This is a genomic window from Mycoplasmatota bacterium (assembly GCA_018394295.1).
Taxonomy (GTDB): domain Bacteria; phylum Bacillota_I; class Bacilli_A; order Haloplasmatales; family Haloplasmataceae; genus JAENYC01.
In genome coordinates this window covers 302056-328081 of sequence record CP074573.1, presented here as the reverse complement: position 1 = coordinate 328081, position 26026 = coordinate 302056, and the positions used below count along the sequence as shown (strand labels likewise).

19 protein-coding genes are annotated in these 26026 nt (G+C 30.3%); 1 reads left to right on the top strand and 18 read right to left on the bottom strand.

Going from position 1 to position 26026, the window contains the following annotated elements:
• The 17 genes from rihC to KHQ81_01295 form a co-directional block, all read right to left on the bottom strand.
• Complete coding sequence (rihC, locus tag KHQ81_01375; GenBank protein ID QVK18395.1) at positions 1 to 921, bottom strand: ribonucleoside hydrolase RihC; 921 nt, start codon at positions 919 to 921, stop codon at positions 1 to 3.
• Positions 914 to 1843 carry a ribokinase gene (locus KHQ81_01370; GenBank protein QVK18394.1) on the bottom strand — a complete coding sequence of 310 codons (930 nt, stop codon included), beginning with the start codon at positions 1841 to 1843 and terminating at the stop codon, positions 914 to 916. Before KHQ81_01370 ends, rihC begins: the two co-directional genes overlap by 8 nt.
• On the bottom strand, positions 1840 to 2292 hold the full coding sequence (locus tag KHQ81_01365; GenBank protein QVK18393.1) for a GNAT family N-acetyltransferase: 453 nt from the start codon (positions 2290 to 2292) through the stop codon (positions 1840 to 1842). The genes KHQ81_01370 and KHQ81_01365 overlap by 4 nt, the downstream gene beginning before the upstream one ends.
• Positions 2293 to 2546: 254 nt before the next feature.
• Positions 2547 to 3626, bottom strand: a complete 1080-nt coding sequence (locus KHQ81_01360; GenBank protein QVK18392.1) for an endospore germination permease — start codon at positions 3624 to 3626, stop codon at positions 2547 to 2549.
• Positions 3627 to 3714: 88 nt separating this feature from the next.
• Positions 3715 to 4794: an endospore germination permease gene (locus tag KHQ81_01355; protein ID QVK18391.1), complete on the bottom strand. Its 1080-nt coding sequence runs from the start codon at positions 4792 to 4794 to the stop codon at positions 3715 to 3717.
• Between the two features lie 166 nt (positions 4795 to 4960).
• On the bottom strand, positions 4961 to 6040 hold the full coding sequence (locus tag KHQ81_01350) for an endospore germination permease (GenBank protein ID QVK18390.1): 1080 nt from the start codon (positions 6038 to 6040) through the stop codon (positions 4961 to 4963).
• A gap of 4 nt (positions 6041 to 6044) precedes the next feature.
• Positions 6045 to 6257: a hypothetical protein gene (locus KHQ81_01345; protein ID QVK18389.1), complete on the bottom strand. Its 213-nt coding sequence runs from the start codon at positions 6255 to 6257 to the stop codon at positions 6045 to 6047.
• Positions 6258 to 6271: 14 nt separating this feature from the next.
• Positions 6272 to 7450: a Ger(x)C family spore germination protein gene (locus KHQ81_01340; GenBank protein ID QVK18388.1), complete on the bottom strand. Its 1179-nt coding sequence runs from the start codon at positions 7448 to 7450 to the stop codon at positions 6272 to 6274.
• A gap of 7 nt (positions 7451 to 7457) precedes the next feature.
• Positions 7458 to 9050 (bottom strand): spore germination protein, encoded by a 1593-nt coding sequence (locus KHQ81_01335; GenBank protein ID QVK18387.1) that lies wholly within the window; start codon positions 9048 to 9050, stop codon positions 7458 to 7460.
• Between the two features lie 254 nt (positions 9051 to 9304).
• Positions 9305 to 10477, bottom strand: coding sequence for an iron-containing alcohol dehydrogenase (locus KHQ81_01330; protein ID QVK18386.1), 1173 nt, complete (start codon positions 10475 to 10477; stop codon positions 9305 to 9307).
• Positions 10478 to 10490: 13 nt separating this feature from the next.
• Positions 10491 to 11699, bottom strand: coding sequence for an S-methyl-5-thioribose kinase (locus tag KHQ81_01325; GenBank protein ID QVK18385.1), 1209 nt, complete (start codon positions 11697 to 11699; stop codon positions 10491 to 10493).
• A gap of 29 nt (positions 11700 to 11728) precedes the next feature.
• Positions 11729 to 12781, bottom strand: a complete 1053-nt coding sequence (locus KHQ81_01320; GenBank protein QVK18384.1) for an S-methyl-5-thioribose-1-phosphate isomerase — start codon at positions 12779 to 12781, stop codon at positions 11729 to 11731.
• A 91-nt stretch (positions 12782 to 12872) separates the two neighbouring features.
• Positions 12873 to 14162: a Na+/H+ antiporter NhaC family protein gene (locus tag KHQ81_01315; protein QVK18383.1), complete on the bottom strand. Its 1290-nt coding sequence runs from the start codon at positions 14160 to 14162 to the stop codon at positions 12873 to 12875.
• A 203-nt stretch (positions 14163 to 14365) separates the two neighbouring features.
• The gene (locus KHQ81_01310) at positions 14366 to 15661 is read right to left on the bottom strand and encodes a Na+/H+ antiporter NhaC family protein (GenBank protein ID QVK19519.1); all 1296 of its coding nucleotides are present in this window, start codon (positions 15659 to 15661) and stop codon (positions 14366 to 14368) included.
• An 11-nt stretch (positions 15662 to 15672) separates the two neighbouring features.
• The gene (locus KHQ81_01305; protein QVK18382.1) at positions 15673 to 16332 is read right to left on the bottom strand and encodes an L-fuculose-phosphate aldolase; all 660 of its coding nucleotides are present in this window, start codon (positions 16330 to 16332) and stop codon (positions 15673 to 15675) included.
• A gap of 40 nt (positions 16333 to 16372) precedes the next feature.
• Positions 16373 to 17305: a sugar-binding transcriptional regulator gene (locus KHQ81_01300; GenBank protein QVK18381.1), complete on the bottom strand. Its 933-nt coding sequence runs from the start codon at positions 17303 to 17305 to the stop codon at positions 16373 to 16375.
• A 442-nt stretch (positions 17306 to 17747) separates the two neighbouring features.
• Positions 17748 to 18923 carry an NADP-dependent malic enzyme gene (locus KHQ81_01295; protein QVK18380.1) on the bottom strand — a complete coding sequence of 392 codons (1176 nt, stop codon included), beginning with the start codon at positions 18921 to 18923 and terminating at the stop codon, positions 17748 to 17750.
• A gap of 486 nt (positions 18924 to 19409) precedes the next feature.
• On the opposite strand from KHQ81_01295, the gene KHQ81_01290 reads away from it, so the two are divergent.
• Entirely contained in the window at positions 19410 to 20708 is a 1299-nt protein-coding gene (locus tag KHQ81_01290; GenBank protein ID QVK18379.1) for an ISL3 family transposase, read from the top strand.
• A gap of 141 nt (positions 20709 to 20849) precedes the next feature.
• On the opposite strand, the gene KHQ81_01285 is transcribed toward KHQ81_01290, so the two are convergent.
• On the bottom strand, positions 20850 to 25796 hold the full coding sequence (locus tag KHQ81_01285) for a hypothetical protein (GenBank protein ID QVK18378.1): 4947 nt from the start codon (positions 25794 to 25796) through the stop codon (positions 20850 to 20852).
• Between the last annotated feature and the right edge of the window lie 230 nt (positions 25797 to 26026).

The window sequence follows — 26026 nt, the reverse complement described above, 5'->3', positions numbered from 1 at the left end:
TTAAATACACTTTTTCAATGCATTAAGCAACCAATTTTTAAAAATTTCCTGATCAATATCTACACATACTTTCGCATTATTTGGCTGTTTTAAATATCCCTTCAAATCAACAACCGTTGTTCCTGTGGTTAGACTACCATTTAGTTCTACATCAACAAATGTATTAACCACTTCAAACATCTCAGGTTTTAGTAAATAAGCAACTGCACAACTATCATACATTTTAAGGCCATTTCTTAAACCTCTTCCACGATAATGTTGGAATAATGAGTATATCATCTCTCCTGTACGATTAAAGGTTTTTATTTTAGCGCTATCCTCTGGATATACTAGAGCCTTCCACCCTACATCAAGTCCTGCCATGACAATTGGAACACCACTTGAAAATACAATTTTTGCTGCTTCTGGGTCTATAGCTATGTTAAACTCTGACATAACCCCTTTATTTCCTCGAGTGACAGATCCACCCATTAATACAATTTCTTCAATTTTCTCTTTAACTTGTGGATATACTTTTAAAAGTAATGCGATATTTGTTAAAGGACCAATTGGCATAATGGTAATTTTCTCTTCACTAGACATAATGGTTTTATACATTGCTTCAACTGCATTATCTTTTAGAAGAAGTGATGAATCTCCTGTTTCAAATTCATAACCATCCATTCCACTATTTCCATGAACGCTACTTGCATCTTCTAAAGGTCTAATGAGCGGTTCATTAGCTCCTTTAGCAACAGGTATTTTTTTATTCCAAAACTTCAATAATTTTAACGCATTAGATGTTACCTTGTCTAAACTAACATTGCCAGCAACTGTTGTAATTAGTTTTACATCTAATTCATCACTAAATAACGCGATGGCAATGGCAACGGCATCATCAATACCAGGGTCTGTGTCAATTATAATTGGACGTTTATTCATTTTTATCCTCCTTCTTGAAATAATTTTTTACTTCATTCAATGTCGGCATCGCAATTTGTGCCCCTTTTTTCGTCACAACAAGTGCAGAAACTTGACTAGCAAGTTTCATACTATCATAAACACTGATTCCGTTTGATATAGCATACGCTAGTGCTCCAATATATGCATCTCCTGCTCCTGTTGTATCAACAACAGGAACTTGATAACCCTTCATTTCTTTAATCCCTTTTTCATCTACCAGTACACTTCCTTGTGAACCCAGCGTGATAATGACCATCTTAACACCTAATGTAGATAAATGCTTATAAACAGCTTGACACCCACTTTGATCAGTAGGATATGTATTAGTTAAAATCTGAGCTTCACTTTGATTGAGTACAAGCATATCAACACTTTGATATACAACTGGGTTGATTTTGACTGCTGGTGCGGGATTAAATATAGTTTTCATTCCATGTTTCTTAGCTACTTTAAGTGCTTCAATTGTTTCATCTACATCATTTTCTAATTGTGTAACAAATACATCACCGAATACTTTGTTTTGATTAATATATTGTTGTAAATGTTGTACTTTTAATTTTTTGTTAGCACCACTATCTAGGATGATGCGATTATCACCATTAACTGTTATAATCATCGCAATTCCTGATTGGGCTCCATCAATTTGATGGATGTGACTAGTTTCTATTCCACTATTTTTTAATACTTCTAATGATTTAATACCAAAGTAGTCGTTACCAACACAACCGATCAGTTCCACACAACCACCAAGTAAAGAAGCAGTAACTGCTTGATTAGCTCCTTTTCCACCAGGACTTGTAAAAAAATCATGTCCTTTTAATGTTTCACCTTCTATAGGAATCTTTGGGGATGATATCACTAAATCAGTGTTGACACTACCAAAGACGATTATTTTATTCACTTATTTTTTCCTCCTTCATAAAACATCACCATACCTGCACCATACTTTTCATTTGGTCTTCGAATAAAACCATACTTTTCATAAAATCCTTCCTTATGTGGGGTACTCATTAGACCAATATAAGCATTAGCACAAGCATTAGCATCAATATATTTTAACAGTTGTTTCATTAATAAATCACCTACGCCCATTTTTTGATACCTAGGCAATACCACAACGTCTTTAATAATAAAAGTCAAACGATTATCTCCAATTAATCTGGCAATTCCAACAGCTTTTTGCTCATCGTAAATTACCACATTAAACAAAGAATGTTCTAAAGCATATATTATATCTTCTTCTTCATAAGGCATAAATGGACCTGTATTTCGCAGTTCACTAAATATTTGAGAAGTTAAAGTATTTTCTACAATTTTCATAGCAAACTCCTTAGTAAAACGTTTTATCATATAATTTAAGCCTATTATAACAACTGAAGAAAGCGTTGTCAAATCTTTTTTTTATAAAATTAAATAAATTTACATGAGTTTATAGTAGGAAAAATTTAATATCTGTATATAAAAAACAAGAATCCCTCCCCACTAGATTGCTTATTATTCAACAAATTGTCACTATATATTTCTATAATCCAAAATTAAAAGATACACTGTCTTTTTTGAAAAACAGTGTACCTTTTATTAACCTTTTTACTAACTTTTTACAATTAATTAGAAGATTTCATCTTATTTTTTATAATGGAAAAAATCAATATATATAAGGGGATGAAGACTTGAAAAGGAAGTGAATAGTATGGAAATACCTTTTCTGACCAAACCGTATGTTCAAAAGTGTTTTCAAATAACCAAAAAGATAAAGCATACGCAATTATAATTACTGGTATTATAAATGGTTTATAATCGTCTAGTTTCAAAATTTGTGAAATTCCCATACATGTAGCATATAGTAATACGGAAAATTGGATAGCCCCGCCAATTAATAGATTAATACTTGTTAACACTTCTATATTAATTTCTGGTACAAACTTTGCACTAATAAAACTTGGATAAGTAATTCTACCTATCATAGCTGGTCCTATAACCATTATGGTACTTATGGTTAATAAAAGTAATAGAAAACTTGCAATAATAACAGAAACACTAGAAATTTTAAAGATATTCTTTTGTCTATTCAAATGTGGAAAGATCATTAAAAAAACAACTAATTCTCCAAATGGAAAAGTCATCATAAAAAAAGAAGCTTTTAGGACTGGTTTAAATCCATTTTCCAAAACAGGAAAGAAATAATTAACATCATATTCACCTATTAATGCGAAAACTATTAATAAAGTAAAAGAAATCATTAATGGAATTACTATTTCACTAAATCTAGCAATAACTTCTAAACCTTTTTTTACTCTATAAATAGTCACTAAACCAAAAACAACTGCGAAAAATAAAGCTGGGGTTTCAACATAAACAGCAGTTGCATTAAAATCAATAAATGAATCTCCAATTAAAGAAAAAAGATGGATAAAATACCATATATAGAGAAAACCAATTACTGTACCCAATGTCTTACCAAAAACACTTATTAAAATATCTATTAGTGTTTTCCCAGGGTTAAGTATAGATATGTAACAATAGATACCAATCAATACAATCCCGCTTATTGAACTAAATATTACAACCATCCAAGAATCAGAAGCTACAATAAAAGCAGGATTAAATATAGTAGCTGAACCAAGAATATATCCAATTATTAATAAAGCTAATTGAAAACTAGAAATTCTTACTTTATCTAGCATAATATCACCTTGTTTATACATATTTTATCAAATTCTGAATTCATTTCTCTTTTACAAATTTATTAATTAGAAAAATTAACCAAAATCATCAATTATTAAGATTTTTTTTATTTCTTTTATAAGAAATAATCAATACATATATAGGTATAATGATTTGAAATGGAAGTGCATAGAATGGATATATTTCTTCTGCCCAGCTCAGTTGTTCATAAAAACTTTCATATAACCACAATGATAAACCAACTAAGATTGTTGAAATAGGGAGAACAAATGGTTTATAATCATCAAGTTTAAGTATTTGTGCTATTCCCATCACAATAGAATAAAATAATACACAACCTTTAGTTGCACCTCCTATTAGTAGGTTTATAGCTGACAAAACCTCTATATGAATTTCTGGAACAAACTTTACACTTATAAAACTAGGATAGATAATCCTACTTACCATCATCGGTCCTAAAACCAATAAGGTTCTAAGGGTTACTACTAGTAATAATAAGCCCGCTAGAATGACGGAAATACTAGCTATTTTAAAGACATTCTTTTGTTTATTTAAATGGGGAAATATCATTAAAAAAGCTACCAATTCTCCATAGGGAAAAGTCATCATTAAAAAAGACGCCTTTAGAACTGGTTTTAACCCCTTGTCTAAAACAGGGAAGAAATAACTAACATCATACTTACTTATTAATGTAATAAGTAACAAGAAAATTATCATTATAATAATTGGAATCAGTAATTCAGCAACTCTAGCCATTACCTCTAAACCTTTTTTTATTTTATAAGCGCATACTAATACTAAAATAGATGAAATAAAAAGCATAGGTGTTTCGTAGTAGATTGTAGCCGAGATAAACTCCATAAAATTTCTTATAACTAACGATAAGAGATGAATAAAATACCATATATAAAGACCAGCTATAAATTTTCCTATTATCTTACCAAAAACATCCGTCAAAATACCTATTAGTGTTTTTCCAGGGTTAAGAATAGATATATAAGAAAATATAGCAATCAAGACAATACCACTTAATAAACTAAGAACAATAACCATCCAAGCATCTGATCCTGCCATGAAAGCAGGATTAAAAATAGTGGATGAACCAAGCGTAAATCCAATGATTAATACAGATAATTGAAAACTTGAAATCTTAACTTTATCTAACATAGTATCACCTTGTTAATTAATATTTCACCATCTTCTCAATAATTACTGATGAACTTACAGGTTATTTGTCAATTACCTGTAATAAACTAACGACAAATCCCACAGATAAATATTTTCTTTACTAAACCAAATACTTTATATTTATATAAAGTAGTATGGAATCAAGTTATTTTGATAACTTCATTTTGTTTTTTATTATTATGATAAATAATATATAAATCGGTATAATAACTTGAAAAGGAAGTGCATAGTATGGATATATTTCTTTTCCCCAACTTAGATGTTCATACATACTATCGAACAACCATAATGTTATAGCAATCACGATGACTGTACTAGGCATGACAAGTGGTTTATAATCATCAAGTTTGAAAAGTTGAGATATTCCCATAACTATAGAATATAATATTATACAAGCTTTCGTTGCCCCTCCTAATAGAACGTTTATCGCTATAAAAACCTCTATATGAATATCTGGCACAAACTTTGCGCTTATAAAGTTAGGGTAAGAAATTCTTCCCATCATGATAGGTCCTAAAACCATGATAATTCTTACTGTCACTAACAACATTAGAAAGGCAGCAAAAATGGTGGAAATGCTAGCTACCTTAAAGATATTCTTATGTTTATTCAAATGAGGAAAAATCATTAAAAACACAACCAATTCTCCATAAGGAAAAGCCATCATGTTAAAAGAGGCCATTAGGACTGGCTTAATTCCATTTTCTAAAAAAGGAAAAAAATAATTGATATCATACTTACTGATTAATGCAAAAAACAAGAGAATTGCGATAAAAATCATGATTGGAGTCCAAATTTCAGCAACTCTTACCATCACTTCTATACCACTTTTTACACGATAAGCGGTTATTACCATTAAAATAATTGCTACAAAAACTATTGGTGTTTGAGTATATATAGTAGATGATATAAAATCCAAATATTTTCTTAAAACTAAAGACATAAGATGAATAAAATACCATATATAAAGCACAGCTATAATGTTACCCCCTATCTTACCAAACACATCTATCAAAATATCGATAAGTGTTTTCCCAGGGTTCAGAATAGATATATAAGAATAGATCGCAATCAACACAATTCCGCTAATTAAACTAAGTATAATAACCAACCAAGCATCCGAACCTGTAGCAATTGCAGGATTAGATATAATAGATTCACTAAATATAAATCCGATGATTACTAAAGATAGTTGAGTACTAGATATCTTTACTTTATCTAACATCCTATCACCTTGCTATAAAATATTTTACAATCTTCTCAATAATTATTGATGGACTTACGGGTTTTTTGTCAATTACCTGTAATAAACTAATAATAAATCCCAAAGTTAACAATGTGAAATAAACAATCATTGTTTTCAGTCGTTGATTTGTTTTCATTAATCCCGATATATCAATAATAATCACTAATAAAAATACGCCAATAAGAGCAACAACCATATTTGTTCACCTCTTTATTTTGGTTCTAGAGCTTTCTTTACTGTTCCTGGTGCTTTAAGTTTTGCATCTACCTTTATTTCAATTTGTGTTTCGCTAAATACACTATCCCAATCATTCTCAACTTTCTTCCAATAATTTAAATTTTTCATATGGACAATCGCACCTAAACCAAAAATATCATTTTCTAACTCTTCTTGTGCCAATTTTATTATTTTTTTTAATTCATCCTCAATCAATTTTTCTATTTCTTTATCTAATTTTTTGACCATTTCTTTTGTTGTTAAATCACTAGTACTTTGCTGTTCACCTATGTTTCCTGCTGCCTTGATTTCCAATAAAAATGTTGGTTTGTTATCCTTAAATTTTACCTCTATTTTGTTTTTTACCCGTTTCAATTCAACAGATACTAATTTATTTTCATCAGTTGGATCCGGTATATTGATAATACCATTTTTCAATTCATTAGTTATTATAAGATAACCTATCGTATCTTTTGGTTTTAACCAAGCTTGTAATTTATCTTTCGTAAAAACTGCTCCACCAGCAACTCTTAAATTTTTTATTTTTAACTCTTCTTTTTCATTATCTATTTTTTCAATAATACCAACAACAGCATTTTTTCCTGGATGACAAACATCTCTTAAAAGATCAAAAAGTTCGACTTCAATTATTTTAGTTGATGCTTGCGAGTTTCTTATTACTTCCAATAAATGTAATGATGGTATTGTTGATAACTCAGTTTTAGCATTTAATACTTCTTTCGCTGATAATCCTTTAGCTATTAGAACGAGTGCCTGTCGTCTATTTTCATGGTCCCTCTCAAAGAAATCAAGTACTTCCATTATCCCTTCTTTTGCGATATCTTCACCAATAACAATCAATTCATTATAAGTATAAAATGGTTTACGATCTACAGTAGTTAATATATTTCTTAGTGCTTCAAAGATAGTATTACCTGTTTTAGAAATAGACCAATATGCCTCATCACTACTACCTTGTTCTTTTGCTTTCACAGTTCCAATTTTGATTATTTGAATCGTCACTTCAATTTGATCGTCATCCGTTTTATCAATACCTACTGCAGAAACAACACTTAATTCTGTTATATCTCTGTTATCCCAACATCCCGTTAGACATATTAAAATCATACAAAAAATTGGTAATAATAGATACCTTTTAATACAATGTTTCATAAACGTATTAATCTTCCTTCTTTCTAATATTAACTTTCATCCTATATGAATTATCTCCATTTTTATTTGCTGTTAAAGATTTTGGTCTTTTAAACATCGCCCAAGTAGGTACTCTTATAAATGTATCTTTTAAGTCCATCCCATATAATGGTGAAAATGGAGCCATGTAGGGTACACCAAAGGATCTTAATGAACATAAATAGATTAAAATAACTTCACCTACTAGAAAAAGACCCATAAATCCTAATATATTAGCTGCTCCTAGCAAAGCATATCTTAAGAAAGGAATTGTACCACCCATAGGAGGAACAATAAAACTAGTAATAGCAGTTAATGCAATTACAATAACCATCAAATTACTTACTAGTCCTGCCTCAACAGCTTGCTGTCCTAGTACTAATGCACCTACTATACTTACTGCTTGACCAACTGGTCTAGGCATTCTGACACCTGCTTCTCTTAACATTTCAAATGCTAAAATCATTAATAGTGCTTCAACAAAGGTAGAAAAAGGAACACCTTCTCTTGATGCAGCGATAGTTAACATCAATTTCTCAGGAATAATATCATGATGAAAAGAAATTAAAGCAACATATACTGCTGGAGTTAATGTTGATAATATCAACGCTAATACTCTTATAATTCTTAAGAAAGATGAGAAAATAAATCGTGAGTAATAGTCTTCACTTGCTTGTATTGTTTCAACAAACAAGTAGGGAACTGTGAGGACAAAAGGGGTTCCATCACATAAAATGGCCACCCTACCTTCCAATAATTTTCCAGCAGTTACATCAGGTTTTTCTGTATTACCAACTGTTGGAAAAATAGAGTAAGGTGCATCTTCAATAAATTCTTCAATATAGCCTGACTCAAGAATAGCATCAGTATTAATCTTCTTTAATCTTCTTTTTACTGTTTCAATTACATCTTCATGAGCAATCCCTTTTATATAACATATCATGACATCAGTATTGGTCTGTTTCCCCAATGTCATTGTTTCAAATTTAAGATTGACGTTTTTTACTTTCCTACGGATCAATGCTGAATTTAACCTAATTGATTCAGTAAACCCTTCACGAGGTCCTCGAACAACTGATTCAGTATCTGGCTCCTCTACTCCTCTAGATTCAAAAGCTCTTGTATCTGCTTTTAATGCTTTTTTATTTCCGTCTATATAAAGAATCGTATCTCCAGAAAGAATACTTTGGATACTTTCATTAAAATCATCAATATCACTAATCCCACTTATGGCCAATAGATTTTCTTTTAAAATTACAAGTGTGCTTTCCTTATTAAATTCTTGATTTAAGTTCGTGAGTCTTGAGTCTATTAGTATTGTTTTTAAGAGTTCTGTATCTACTATTTCTTTTCTTACTAGACCATCTATATAGGCTAAAATAACTCTTAAATCCCTTTTTTCACCTATATCAAGTTCTCGAATAACAAAATCACTACATTCAGAAAAGGTTTGAGTTAATTTTTCTTTAACCACTTTTATAGATTTTGGAATATTTTCCTTTTTGGGGGCGTCATTATTAGAAGAGTTATTTATAGAATTCAATCTTAGATAATTAAATTTCCTAAATATTGTCCTAAACATATAATCCACCTCTTAATATATTATCTTAATTAGCAGTCAAATTTATACTCTTTTACATAATATTTAAGGAAATGTCATTAGGAATATTATTTAATTATAAACAAAATTAAAAGGGACAAATCGATTTTATTTCAATCAATTTGTCTTTTTTAAAATTTTACAATGACTATATGATTAAAATACCTACACTATAAATGTAGGTATTTTAATAAAATATATATAGAGAGAGAAAGGAATAGGGAAAGGTTATTTCATCATTTTGCAAGTTCAAATATTTTTATCACATCTTCTTGTGATAGTTTAGTGAATCGACCCACTGTATTTGAACCGCAACATTTTTCTGCCATTTTATTGAATTCATCATAAGGAATATTTTCTTCCTTTAAAGTAGTTGGCATATGAACATCCTTTAAGAATTGTTCAAATTTCTCAATTCCTAATAATGCAATTTCTTCATTTGTTAAAGTAGTGTTTTCTATATTAAATACCTTTTGAGCAAAACGAACAAAACGCATAATATTGTTTTTGTACACATATCTCATCCATGCAGGCATGATAATCGATAAAGTCACCCCATGAGTAGTTCCATAGATTGCAGTTAATTCATGACCAATACGGTGACTTGCCCAATCTTCTTCTCTTCCTAATCCAAGAATTCCTGAATGAGCAATCGTTCCACTTACCATAATTTCAGATCTTGCTGCAAGATTATTAGGTTCATCAAGTAATATATAAGCATTATCAATAACTGATTTCATAGCTCCTTCACATAAGTGATCAGTTAAATGTACATTTGTTGTATTTGTAAAATATCTTTCAATTACATGAGATAAGATATCAACAATTCCAGCAAAAGTATGTCTACTTGGTAATGTCAAGGTTAGTTCTGGATTTAATATCGCAAATTGTGGTCTTAATAGATCACTTTCTAATCCTAGTTTTTGTTGTGTTTCTTCGTTATCTATAATTGTTGCTGAACTACTTTCGCTTCCTGTTGCTGGAATTGTAAGAATTACACCTATTGGTAAAGCTTTTTCCAAATTAATATCTTGTGTGAACAAATCCCAAGGATCATTTTCATAGAAAACACCTGCTGCGATTGCTTTTGCAGAGTCAATAACACTTCCACCACCAATCGCAAGAATAAAGTCAATATTTTGTTCCTTACACATATTGACCCCTTCACGAACAAGATCAATACTTGGATTTGGTTTAACACCAGATATTTCAACAAATTCTTTATTGTTTTTCTTTAATAATTCAACAACTTGATCGTATAGTCCTGATAGACCTGCTTTTTTTAAAATATCTACACCATAGTGTACCAATGCTATTTTTTTATAATTTTGAAAGTTATCCACTGTTTTAGATACAGAATCTGTACCAAAAACAAGTTTTGTTGGATTATAGTAATAAAAGCTATTCAATTTATATCTCTCCTTAAATGTTACTTTTAAAGATATCTACATATTGTTTTCCATACTTAATGTTTTCTCTTTCTAAAATAAAGGTTTTCGCAGCACGAATTAATAGACGTTCTGCTTTAACTCTAGCCTCAATATCTTTAATACTTGTAACGTCAGCTACTTTTGAATCACCTACAACACGTCTAAGCATTTCAGTACCAGCAAGACCTGCTGTATCTGCTAGAATTGTATCTAAATACCAATGCATATATAATTCTTCTTTTGCCATTACATCTGTGACAGTCTCTTTGTAAAGTTTAATAAATTTTTCTTTAAATAGCGTAACAATATTGTCAATTGTTTCTGAAATCCAATTAGTAAATTCTAAAGTTTCATTTGCATCAGCTGTTACACAAGCATTTGCCCAAGCGAAAAATAAATTACCAATTACATTTCCTAGGTCATAACCCATTGGACCATAAAAAGCAAACTCTGGATCTAGTACGATAGTAGAATTTTCTTTTACAAAGATTGAACCTGAATGTAAATCCCCATGAACTAACGCTTGTGCATTGTTCATAAATTGATTTTTCAATTTTCCAGCTTCAAGAATTAACTTTTTATCTTCGTATAATTCTTTACGAACAAACTCCATATTTTCATCTAAGACAATATTACGACCTTTATAGTCAATATATGGTTCAGTAAAAACTAAATCTTCTGAAATCTTACAAAGGTCTTTGTTAATATATTTTTTAACATTATCCTTTTTTTCTCCTGAATCCATGACTAAATCAGTTGTTGGTAGAAGTGTGTTAACAATAAATGTGGTAATATCATCAGCTAAAGTTGGATAGGTTTTTCTTTCTAGTAAGACTTTACGTAAATTACTATGGTCAGATATATCTTCCATAGATACAGCACACATTACTGGATCATATTTATATATTTTTGGAACTAATCCTGTAGCTAACTTTTCTTGAAGCATCAATACTTCTGCTTCAATTCGGTTTCTATCAACGTCAAGTGGTCTACCAGATGAACGAAGAAGCGTATCCGCTTGTTTAATAACAACGGATTGCTTTGTATTTTCATCCCAAACCTTAAAAACGTAATTAATATTTCCATCACCAATCTCAACTGCGTTTAATTTTGCATCTTGGTTAAAGATAGATAATTTTTCTTTTGCATAAAGAATAGCATCTTCAATTTCCATGCGAAAGTGTTTATTAAATTTAGACAATTTTTATACACTCCTTTAAAAATCTTATTTTAATAATAGTCTTCTACTTTTGTATCAAAATATCTATGTAAATCATAGGGACTATAAATTCCCTTATCTGTCACGACTCCACTAATTAAATGAGGAGGTGTAATATCAAATGATGGATAATATCCTTTAACACCTTCCATCGTATTTTTAATTCCTCTACATTCTAATGCTAAGTTAGGATCTCTTTCTTCTATTTTTACTTGTGAAATTGTTTGATAATCTTTATCAGGTATACCTGTTACAAAATATGGTACCCCAAAATTCTTAGCTACAATTGCGATTTGTAATGTTCCAATTTTATTAACGATATGTCCATCTAAACAAATTGAATCTGCTGCTGAGGTAAATACATCTATGTGTTTTGTTTTCATAGTGAATGCTGCCATATTATCTGTTATAACTGTTGTATCAATTCCTTGGTCATAAGCAACACTAGCCGTTAGTCTAGCTCCTTGTAAATAAGGTCTTGTTTCTGGAACGAATAATTTAATATTCTTATTTTGTATATTTGCTTCTTTAAGCATCATACCAACAATAGTTTCTCCAAAACATTGAGTCATAACATGACCATTTTGTGGAAACATATCAACTAAATATTTTGCTACAGTGTTAATTCTTGAATAGCGGTTATTTAATGAATTAATCGTATGATTAAAAATCGCTAAATCAACTTTTTCACCTTTTTCTAATGCATTATAAGCTGCTTTTAAACATCCTTTTGTTACTAATGTCATTCTATTTGCTGTTGTTGGTCTTGCATTTGCTAATGTATAGGCTGCTTTTTCTAAATATGTCACTTGGTCTTGTTTTGATAAATTTCTACACTCATAAGCAGCTAAGGCCATTCCCATTCCAGCTGCTGTATAAGGTCCTGCACTTTGTGTAACCATGTCTGTTATTGCCTTTGCTACTTCTTGGTGTGTATGACAAGTAACGAATTTTACTTCAGTTGGATAAACCCTTCTGTCTAGTATTCTTACAGAAGCATTCTCATACCAAGCAACATTTTCATATTGAAGCATAAATGCTAAATTTTGATCTTGTCGAATCATTTTTGTCAATCCTTTCTTTAAATTTAAAGGGGAAGAGCTAGAAACTCGATAACTTCTAGCTCTTTACCCTAAATATTTATTTTGTGTTTACTTATTTTTTTTTAGTTATTTTTGAGATATCAAAGAAGATAAATACTAAACCAAATATAATCATTAAGAATGAATAGAATGAATATGGTACGATTTCCATTGGCGAAATTCCCGCAATTCCAGCTGCTACTAATAATTGTCCTGCATAAGGCGTAATACCTTGGAAACCAGATGAGAATACATCTAATAGACTCGCTGTTCTTTTGGGATCGATATCATATTCTTCTGATAAATCTTTTGCAAGTGGTCCTGCTGCAAGGATTGCAATTGTATTATTTGTTGTTGCTACGTCAATTAAACTTACTAATGATGCCATTCCAAGTTGCGCACCTTTTTTCGTCTTAACTCTTGATGTAACTTTTTCTAATAAGAAATCAATTCCACCATAATAAGTCATTAGTCCAACTAATCCACCAACGATGATTGCGATGATTGCTAAGTCTTCCATCCATCCCATACCACGTTGTAATACACCAAATAATTCTACTACATTGAAATCACCATATGCTAAACCGATAACTGCTCCAGTTCCAATTCCAAGTCCTAATGTTACCATTACGTTTACACCAAGTAATGCACTAGCGATGATAGCTACATAAGGAAGCGTTCTTACTAAGTTGAAATCTCTTTCTAACTCTTCTGCATTTCCAGTTGATAAGAATGTTAAGATGATTACTGTAATGATTACTGCCGGTAATACTGTCATTAAGTTTGCTTTAAACTTATCTCTTGATTCTACACCTTGTGTTCTAATTGCTGCGATTGTAGTATCTGATGATAAGTGATCACCAGTTAATAATAATGCACTACCTACTACTGTTGCCATTACTAATGGTAAACTAATTCCTGTTTGTGTTGAGATTCCTACACCAATTGTTCCTAATGCTGTAATTGTTCCCATTGATGTTCCCATTGAGAATGATAATACACATCCAACTAGGAATAATCCTGGTAATATCATGTTTGATGGTAAGAATGTTAATCCTAAATTTACAGTTGAATTAACTGCACCCATTGCATCTGCGATTGAATAAAACGCACCTGCTAATAAGAAGATAACAACCATTAAGATAATTGTTCCATCTCCACCTGCTTTAGCGAAGATATCAATCTTATCATTTAATGATGTTTTTTCACCTTTTTTATCAAGTAATAAGGCAAATCCAGCTGATAATACAAATCCTAATAATAATGGCATACTATCAAATTTACCTGTAATGATTCCTGTACTCATATACAGTACTAAGAAAAAGATTAAGGGTAGTAATCCGATGAAGTTTCCTTTTTTCATCCTTCTCGCTCCTTTTAATTATTATAGACATAATTTTTTACGTTTGAGAATATTCTAAGAGGGTATTTTATTATATATTTTATATTTTATTATATATTTTATATTTTATTATATATTTTATATTTTATTATTTATTTTATATTTTATTATTTATTTTATATTTTATTATTTATTTTATATTTTATTATTTATTTTATATTTTATTATTTATTTTTTTTAGTTATTTTTGAGATATCAAAGAAGATAAATACTAAACCAAATATAATCATTAAGAATGAATAGAATGAATATGGTACGATTTCCATTGGCGAAATTCCCGCAATTCCAGCTGCTACTAATAATTGTCCTGCATAAGGCGTAATACCTTGGAAACCAGATGAGAATACATCTAATAGACTCGCTGTTCTTTTTGGATCGATATCATATTCTTCTGATAAATCTTTTGCAAGTGGTCCTGCTGCAAGGATTGCTATTGTATTATTTGTTGTTGCTACGTCAATTAAACTTACTAATGATGCCATTCCAAGTTGCGCACCTTTTTTCGTCTTAACTCTTGATGTAACTTTTTCTAATAAGAAATCAATTCCACCATAATAAGTCATTAGTCCAACTAATCCACCAACGATGATTGCGATGATTGCTAAGTCTTCCATCCATCCCATACCACGTTGTAATACACCAAATAATTCTACTACATTGAAATCACCATATGCTAAACCGATAACTGCTCCAGTTCCAATTCCAAGTCCTAATGTTACCATTACGTTTACACCAAGTAATGCACTAGCGATGATTGCTACATAAGGAAGCGTTCTTACTAAGTTGAAATCTCTTTCTAACTCTTCTGCATTTCCAGTTGATAAGAATGTTAAGATGATTACTGTAATGATTACTGCCGGTAATACTGTCATTAAGTTTGCTTTAAACTTATCTCTTGATTCTACACCTTGTGTTCTAATTGCTGCGATTGTAGTATCTGAGATGAATGATAAGTTATCACCAAATAATGCACTACCTACTACTGTAGCCATTACTAATGGTAAACTAATTCCTGTTTGTGTTGAGATTCCTACACCAATTGTTCCTAATGCTGTAATTGTTCCCATTGATGTTCCCATTGAGAATGATAATACACATCCAACTAGGAATAATCCTGGTAATATCATGTTTGATGGTAAGAATGTTAATCCTAAATTTACAGTTGAATTAACTGCACCCATTGCATCTGCGATTGAATAAAACGCACCTGCTAATAAGAAGATAACAACCATTAAGATAATTGTTCCATCTCCACCTGCTTTAGCGAAGATATCAATCTTATCATTTAATGATGTTTTTTCACCTTTTTTATCAAGTAATAAGGCAAACCCAGCTGATAATACAAATCCTAATAACAATGGCATACTATCAAATTTACCTGTAATGATTCCTGTACTCATATACAGTACTAAGAAAAAGATTAAGGGTAGTAATCCGATGAAGTTTCCTTTTTTCATTATTTTCGCTCCTTTTATTTATTTTTTTCTTTTACTTGTCCATAACTTTGAAATAATCCTAACATTTTATGCATTTCTTGATCTGATAGGATGACAGGGTCACCTAAAGTTTTCGTTCTATAATAGATTTCTGCACAATACTCAATTTCTTCTGCTTTGTTAAAGGCATTCGGTAAATCCTTTGCTCCTGTTAAAAGACCATGATTAGCTAGTAAAACAGCATAACGATCCTTCATTGCTTCAAATGCATTTTGAGCTAATTCTTTTGTTCCAAAGGTGGCGTATTCAGCACATCTTACGTTTTTTCCTCCAGAAATGGCAACTAAGTAATGAACAGCGGGTAATTCCCAGTTCATACAAGATAATACGGTTGTATAATTTGCGTGTAAATGAACAACTGCATTTATGTCTTCTCTATTTTCATAGAATATACGATGCATATCATATTCACTTGATGGTTTTTGTTTCCCATCTACTACATTTCCTTTAAGGTCCATTATTACAACATCTTCGGGTTGTGTTTTAAGATAATCGATTCCACTTGGTGATATTGCCATTAATTGTTTATCTCTGATAAACACACTTATATTACCACCAGTACCTTTGGTTAAATTCTTTTCGATTAACTTTTTACCGTATTCCACTACCAATTCTCGTTCTTTTTGAAACAACATATACTACCTCCTTTCATACATTATTTCTATAACCTATAAGCTATTTTTCAATGAGTTTATTTGCCATCTCACTATCAGTTATTAAGACATCAAGATATTTCCCATTTAAAGCTCCTGTGATTGCTTCATATTTTTTATGACCTCCAGCAATTCCAATGACTAAAGCATTACCTTTGTTTTTCAAAATATTGTATCCAATGGTTCGATCATTGAAACCATGTTCAACTGCACGTCCTTCAATGTCATACCATCTAAATCCAATATCTCCAACACATTGATGACGCATCAAATGTTCTTTATATTGCTCGTTATTAAATCTGCTTTCATAAAGTGTCGTATCACTCTTTAACTCACCAATACCAGCAAGTATAATATTACAATTTTCCATATTTTTAATAATTTTTTTGAATGATTCATCTTTTAGCATTGCTTCTTTTGTTTCTTTATTTTCAACAACAGCTGGTGCATATAATAAATAAGGCTTTCCACCTAATTTATCAGCAATCGTTCGAGTAATATCATCTGGTCTTAATGATGAATATGCGATATCAAGACCACCCACTAATTGTATAACAGGTAACTGCAATTGTTGATTATACGATATTTTTTTAGCAACTTCAGATAAAGTTCTTCCCCAAGTTACACCAATTACATCATCTTTAACCAGAATATCATCTAAGTACTCAGCTGTTGCTTCACCTAGGCTCACTGGAATCATTTTTTCATCGATTGAAGATACAACAATCGCTTGTTTCAGATTGTATTTCTCTTCTAGTTTTGTTTCTAAATCAAAATGATGTTTATCGACATCAACAATGTTAATTTGGACAATATTTTCATTTAGTGCTTTTTTCAGTAATCTATTAACTCGTTGCCGAGACATTACCATTTTCTTTGCTATTTCTGCTTGGGTTAATCCCTTTTTATAATAGTAATAGGCAATCTTAATTAATTCTCGATTATTCGCACTCATTTTACCCCCTCCTATGTTACATATGCTCATCATATGAAATTTTGTAACGCCTAATGTAATAGTATTATAGCATTTTAATTTTTACTATGCAATAAAATTGATAGCGTTTTTTTATTTTTTTGTCGATTTCTGTCAAATAATATATTAATTTTAAATATATATTCATTTTTTATTATTTGCATAATTATGTAAAATAATAAAGAATAGAATACTTTACTAATTATTACTAGATATCCATTTATTCTCTTTCTTTTTGTTTATATACTAAACATAATCTTCAATAAACCTTAAAATTATTAAGTATTATCTAGAAAAAAACATGATTCAATAAGAACCATGTTGTTTAATGTTATATTCAATTTTGATGATTTTAATAATTTATCCATATCTCAATACTAAAAACTAACCTAAATACTTCTAAAAAAATATAATTATTATTCATTTATTTAACTTGGGACACCTGACTTTTTATAGCTGCTTCAGATACTGCTTTTGCGATAGCCTGATGAAGGTCTTTATTTAAAGCATTTGGTATAATATAATCTGATCTTAATTCATCAGAATCAATAAAATTTGCGATAGCATAGCCTGCTGCTAGCATCATTTCATCATTAATATCTTTCGCTCGTACATCTAATGCACCTCTGAAAACCCCAGGAAATACCAATGCATTATTAATTTGATTTGGAAAATCTGATCGTCCGGTACCAACAATTGCAGCACCTGCTTCTAATGCATCTTCTCGAGAGATTTCAGGTATTGGATTGGCTAGAGGAAATACGATGGGTTTATCAGCCATTAATTTAATCATCTCTTGTGTAACCACATTTCCAATTGAAACACCTATAAACACATCAGCATCAACTAATGCATCCTTTAATATTCCTTTTTTATGATTATGATTTGTTTTTTTGCTTATTTCTGTTTGGGCAGAATTTAATTCTTTCATACCTTCACTGATAATCCCAAATCGGTCACACATCAGAATATCTACAACCCCTAATTTCATGAGATAGTTCGCGATTGCAATACCTGCTGAACCAGCTCCATTTATTACAACTCGGATTTTATCAATCTCTTTAGTCACCAATTTTAAGGCATTTATAAGAGCTGCACCTACTACTATAGCCGTTCCGTGTTGATCATCATGGAATATTGGAATTTCACAACGCTCTTTTAACTGACGTTCAATTTCAAAACAACGAGGTGCTGAAATATCTTCCAAATTAACACCACCGAAACTACCTGCTAAAAGCTCAATGGTACGAATTATTTCCTCTGAGTCTTTAGAACGAATACATAAGGGAATAGCATCAATATCAGCGAAGGTTTTAAAAATAAGAGCTTTACCTTCTAATACAGGCATTCCAGCCTCAGGTCCTATATCCCCAAGTCCTAAAATGGCCGTACCATCTGTAACAACAGCAACTGTATTTGATCTTCGTGTAAGTTCAAAACTTTTATTCACATCTTTTTGAATTTCTCTACAAGGTTCTGCAACACCAGGTGTATAGGCGAGTGAAAACATTTCTTGATCTAAATTTGATATTCTAGAAACAACTTCTATCTTACCTTTTAGTTGTTTATGTAATTTTAACGATTCTTTAAAATAGTTCATTCTAATTCTCCTTGTAATATCATTTTTGTTAAACTACTTATTTTATGACATATTAGTATTTATTCCTTTTGAAAATATCACCCTCTATTACTTCAAATATTCCTAATATACATTTTTAATTTCATTATTATAACCAATATTTTATTATAAACCACCCATTCACAAATTTCTACTAAAATACATGAAATATAGTCAATGTTGTTTAATCAAATTGTTAATTTATAACAATATATTTAACAAAATTATCTATCATAAAAAATTAATTTAATTAACTTATATTTTATGAAAATCAGGTATAAAAATCTAAATAAACAATCTCTTTTTATTTTATCAAAAGGTACATCCATTTCTTATAAAAAAAGGTTCTATAATATTTGGTGTGGGTAATAAACTCACACCATTTAATTTGCATAAAAAAATGAGACAGATTTCCAATATCCTGATACAATTAATAACGACGAAATCACTAATGAAAGGATTGGAAATATGTCTCAATACAATTGTATCGTAAAAGTACTAAATTTAAAAGATGAAAATATTTCTTTTAATGAAAACTTTTACTCAGAAGAAATTATTAAGGGTGTTAGATCACAAATCTATTATGGAACTCTCACATATCAGCCTCAATATTGTTATTCATGTGGTTGTGTATTTGATAACCAGTTTGAAAAGCATGGCTTTAAGACATCTACAATAACTTTACCTAAAGTATCTAATATGAATGCTTATTTAAAACTTAAAAAACAACGTTATAAATGTCATCATTGTAATAGTACCTTTACTCTCAAGACATCTATTGTTAATCAGCATTGTTATATATCTAATAATACTAAAGTAGCTGTTGCTCTTGCAGCTTCTAATAAGATTTCTGAATGTGATTTAGCCAAAGAACATAATGTATCACATTCCACTGTAAATCGTGTTATAAACAGTTTCTATGAAGTGCATAAGCCTAATTATAATTATTTACCTGAACAACTTTGTTTTGATGAATTTAAATCAGTTAAATCATCAGTAGGGGCTATGTCTTTTCTTTTTTGTGATGCTCATAATGGAAGCATAATTGATATCGTTGAAGATAGACGCTTAAATTCATTAATCAAATATTTCCAACGATACACTAAAAAAGCAAGGAGAAGTGTAAAATTAATCGTTATCGATATGTACAAGCCCTACATTCAACTTATAAAGATGCTCTTTCCTAACGCTAAAATAGTTATGGATAAATTCCATATTATTCAATTAATCTCTCGCTCATTAAATAAAACTAGAGTTAGAATTATGAATCAAGATAAAAAGAACTACAATAAGTTTAAACGTTATTGGAAGCTTATATTGAAAGATCGGGCTAAATTAGACATCAAAAATTATAGAAAAGTTTATTGTTTTAAACAAATGATGTGTGAAGAAGATATTGTAAATTATTTACTAGATCAAAGTAAGGAACTTAGAGATACATATGAACTATATCAGGACCTTTTACATAGTATTAAAAACAAAAATCCAGAACTCTTTACAACTACTCTTGATCAAATTGAACAAGAATACCCAAACATATCAGCTTATATGAAAACATCAGTTAAATCTATTCGTAAGAATAAATCCTATATTCTAAATCTAATGTCTACTAATTATACAAATGGTGTAATTGAAGGTATAAATAATAAAATAAAAGTTATCAAGCGTATAGCTTTTGGTTATAGAAGCTATCATCATTTTAAACTACGAATTCTCATTTCTCATGGAATGGGAACAATGAAAAAAGGACTAAGCCATTCAGCTTAATCCTCGTAATTGATTTAATGTCAGTTTATTGGATATTCTCTACCCACACTACTTGACAAAGAGCCTAAAAAAAACTCTCCCATCTTAATAGATAGGAGAGTTATTTATTTACATATAATAATTACAATTTGTAAAGATGATTTAAATATGTCCATAATGCGTTAATACTAGAATAATACCTGGTTTTGTGAAGAATGTTGTTTCATCATTATTTTCATAATAGGTACTATCTACTGAGAAGAATGGATCTGCATCAATGATTGGTTCTAATTCTCCTGTTAAACAATTTCTAACAATCATAGAATCTAATACAACGTCTCTTTGTGCTGGAGTTAAACCTGCAATAGCAGCGACATTAAATGATACGGTTGTGAAGTTACCTACTGCAAGTGTATTAGCTGCTTTGATAAAGGCCTTAATTTCTGTTTTTGTTGTAATACCTAGCATATTATAAACATCTTCTTTAGCAAGGTCAGGAATCTTTGTATTAATATTAGCATTACCTTTTAGCATGTTATCAAAGGTTGCATGCGTAGAACCACTTTCAAGCATCGTAGTAAGTTCTGCATCACTCATTGATGTAATCGTAGAAGCATTCATAGCGCCACCAAAATCAGATACATCCAAAGTTTGAAGTGATGTTAATATTGCTTTTAATTCTACTTTTTCTATCTGCGTTTCTGAAGATAAACCTACAACAATCGCTTCTCTGAAATAATGTGGAACAAGAAGAGTGCCACTACCAGGAGCTGCGCTATCATCTAAGGCGTTATCTAAAATATTATCTGATAACGTTGCTTGAACTGAAGCTGATTGAAGTAAGGTATCAAAATCAACATTGAACACATTCGCAGGATTCATGTCAATTGCGGTAAAATCAGTTAAGTTAAGTAATTCTAAAGCAGTTAGAATAGACTTCATTTCATTAACTTCTATATAGGTTACATCACTTAATACGATTCGTATTAACTCTGCATTATTTATATTTTGGTTTGGTACAACCAATTTTCCACCGGTACCATTCAACATTTTATTAGACAGTGTTGCTTGTATTGATGAAGACAATAATAACGTATCCCTTTGACTAAAGAATTTACTTGAATCAATTGATCCACCAAAACTGTCTAAGTCGGTGTAATTCATGGCAAGAAAAGCATTAATGATAGACTTAATTTCATTTTTAACCACAAAGTTTGTCAAACTCACTTCTTTTTGAATTCTATTAACTTCAACTTCACCAGCTTGTGAATACATTGGAACGATTAAAACATCATCATTTAAATCAAATAATTTTTTTGAAATCGTTGCATGGATTGATGCTGATGTTAATAAAGTAGTTTGCTTGTTTTCATCTGATAATTTATTTAAATTGAACCCACCTGAAAATGTCGTAATATCATTAATTTCTAATACTTCTAAAGCATTAATAAGTGCTTTGATCTCTGTTTTATAGATATAATCAGTACTAGATACGGTCACATGTACATCATTATCCTCAATATCCTTATCTGGAATAAGTAATGTACCAGGACCTAAATCATTCATTTGTTTTGAGATAGTAGCATGCATTGATGCAGAAGTCAACATGATATCTTGATTTGGTTCATTATATAGATTTACTAAACTAACTGTTCCTGTAAAACTACCAATTTCACCAATATTTAATATTTCTAAGGCTTCAAAAACAGCATGTATCTCATTCTTTATAATATACTCTGTTTGTTCACCTGGTAAGCCTTTTAATAATCGAATATCAATACCATCCACATCTTGTTGTGGAATAACTAAAGTACCCGTTCCTAAATCAAACAATTGTTTTGAAACCGTTGCATGAAGTGATGCTGAAGCAAGCAGTGTATTTCTAGTATCTACTTCATAAAACTTTGTTAAATCAATTGTACCAGCAAAATTATTAATATCATCTATCTCAAGGATTTCAAGACCTTCAATAATTGCTTTTATTTCATCTTTAACAACATATTCTGTTTCTTGTCCAACAATCCCTATTGTTACACGAATTGTGTTATCTGTTGAATCTAAGTATGGCACACTCAATATCCCTGATCCTAAATCAAGTATTTGTTTAGAAACCGTTGCATGAAGTGATGCCGATGTCAATAAGATATTTTGATTAGTTTCTTCATAAAAATTATCTAAATTAACTGTTCCAGAGAAATTATTAATATCAGCAATTCCAAGAATTTCAAGACTTTCAATAATTGCCTTAATTTCATTTTTAACGACATATTCTGTTTCTTGACCAACAGCACCGACTGTTTTTCTAACCGCAATATCATTTGAATCTTTATATGGCACACTTAAAGTTGAAGGACCTAAATCTAGAATTTGTTTAGAAATAGTAGCTTGCATAACAGATGATGCTAAAAGAATATCTTGATTATTGTCATCATACAATATTCCTAAATCAATATCTCCAGAAAAATTATTAATATCGGTCATACCTAATAATTCAAGTGCATCTAATATATTATTTAATTCATCTTTAACTATGAATTCTGTTTCTTGAGTAACTTCTCCCACTTTTTTTCTAATTAAATTTTCTTCTTCATCTACATATGGAATAGTGACAGTTTCTTCACCAAGAGAAAATAGTTGGTCAGATATCGTTGCATGAAGAATAGCTGATTCTAATAAGGTATCAATATTATCAATAATTAAATTTAAATCAAGGGTATCAACTTCAGCAAAATCAGCAATATCTAATACTAAAACAGATTCTAATACTGCATTTAATTCATCAGTAGAAACATACTCAATTTCATCCATATATCGTATTACTGCATTATCTACATCTTTATAAGGTACAACTAGCACCTTAGACTCACCAGTCGTTAAATCAAATAACATGGTTGATAAAGTTGCATGGATTATATCTGAATTAAACAGGTTATCTGCTTTCGTTTGATCTAATACTTTACTGTCTGGTGCTGTAGCTAAATTTTGGAGAATTGAAGCATCAAAAGTCATATTTTCTAGGTCTGTAAAACCTAAAGCAGAAACTGCTTTAAACACCTTTTTAATTTCTTCTTTTGAGACAATATTTTTTTCTACTTCTTCTACATATATCTGTGATAGAGCTTTATTAGGAATGGTAAGAACTTCTCCACCTTGATCGATGATTAAATTTCCAATAGTAGCTTCTATTATTTTAGAAGATAGTAAGGTATCGATATTCTCATTAGAAAGGTCAAATGCTTTTGATAAATCAAATCCAGTTTCTTCACAACTATCGCCCTCATCACAAACTAAGGTGGTAACAACTAAACGTGCAGACTTAACAAGCGCTGTTAATTCTGTTTTATATATATAATCATTATCATCAAATACTGAATCAGCAATAAGAAGTGGTGTATTTCCTAATTCCATCTCTAAGATTTTTGTAGATACAGTTGCCACTAATACTCTTGAATCAAAAATAGCATCGATGGACTCATCACTAAAATCAGCAATGACATTCATATCTAAATTATCAAAATCAATATTGCTAGCGTTTTGAGATATTTCATTAACGGCGAGTAATATATTTCTTAATTCACCATTTTCAATGATATTACCTTCATCATCACAAACATCTATCCAAACTATATCATCTGGTACAACAAACACATCAAATCCTTCCATATCACCTTTACCTGATATAACATTTATTAAGGCATTGGATATGATATCTGAATCTAATATAACTGTAAAGTCAAGTTGGGATAATGAAGTGATTAATTGTGATGGATCTCCAGATTTAAGGTCACCTACCGTTATACCAGTATCGACTATTTCACCAGCAACTAACCCCATGGCCTTAAACTCATCTTCCCATACTAAATCTTCTGGTACAGTGATGATAGCTTCAACATCTGAACCTGCTTCTGCTAAAATTGGTTCTAATGCCTCATAGGCAGCTAAAGTTACTAATTTTGATTCAGATAATGAATTAAATAAACTTCTTACATGATCTCCGTTAATTGTTCTTGTCTCAATATCTACATCCTCATCAATGAGTCCCGCTGCATTAACGAGATCAAAAGAAACAGCAGCGACTTCTCCTAATTGCATCATTTCGGTCTCCCAATCAATCGCGTACAGCTCTTCTTTCGGAAAAGTAACTTCAGTATCTAAATAATCCGAAGCAGTTTCGATTCCAAGTGGTAAAACAGCAGTGAATAAGTCAGAATCTGATAGAACTATAAAGACTTCTCTAACCTCTTCACCAGTAATATCACTTAAATCATCTGTTTCTTTATAAGTAGATTCCTTATATATGTCATTGACATCTGCAGCTACCATAAGTTCTTTTCTCAATGATACTTGTTTTTTACGATATTTAAACGAAAAGACAGAATCAAACAAATAATCAGTTAAAGCTATTTTTTCATTACTAGTTTCATCCTCTACAGCAATTAAGTTCGCTGTACTTACAACCACATTTTGATTATAAGCATCTACGACTTGCTCTATAGTTTCAATTTTATACTCATCAGGTAATAATTTTTGAGCACTACCTGCTACACTTATAGTCCCACCTAATATGATTAATACAAAATACAAAGTAACCATACCACTTAATAATCCACAAGCTGCTCCTAATCCACGACGTTTTGCTTCTTTCCCATCTTTTTTAGTTCGTAAAGTGATAGTACGGATGATTAAACAGATAAGTTTATAGATAAGATTGAATACAGTAAAATAAAGTACCGCATAAACGATTTTTATGATTAAAAGTGAAATACTTGTGATAAACACAATAAATTCCTCATTTAATAAACTTGATTCAAGTGAATCTCCTAGATACACATTTAAAATAGATGGCATCGCTTCTTTTAGGCTAGATGCATCTGATACTTCAGGAACAAAGTTCCCTAACAAACTACCAAGAAAAGGTAAGTTCATCCCCCATAATTTATTAGCAAGTAAATCAACGGTTAAGAAAAAGATAACAAAGAAAATAAGTTTTACAAAAAAACCATATAATGATTTTTTTAATCCTTTCATGAAACCAAATAAAACACCTAAACCAAGAATCAAAAAGAATAAAATATAAAATATAACTTGATAACTAAGAATTCCAGGCATATTTATCCTCCTTTAATATTCATATTCAATTTATGATAATAAAAACATTAATATTTAGATACTAATTTAGTAAAATAATTAAACACAGTCTAAATATATCTTATTTTTTATAATATCAGATAGAACCATTTTTTACAATAATATTAGTTAATAATCTCATATTATAATGTATAGCATTATATGTTGACATTTTATACTATATTAGTTCTAATAAAGAATTTTCGAATCTA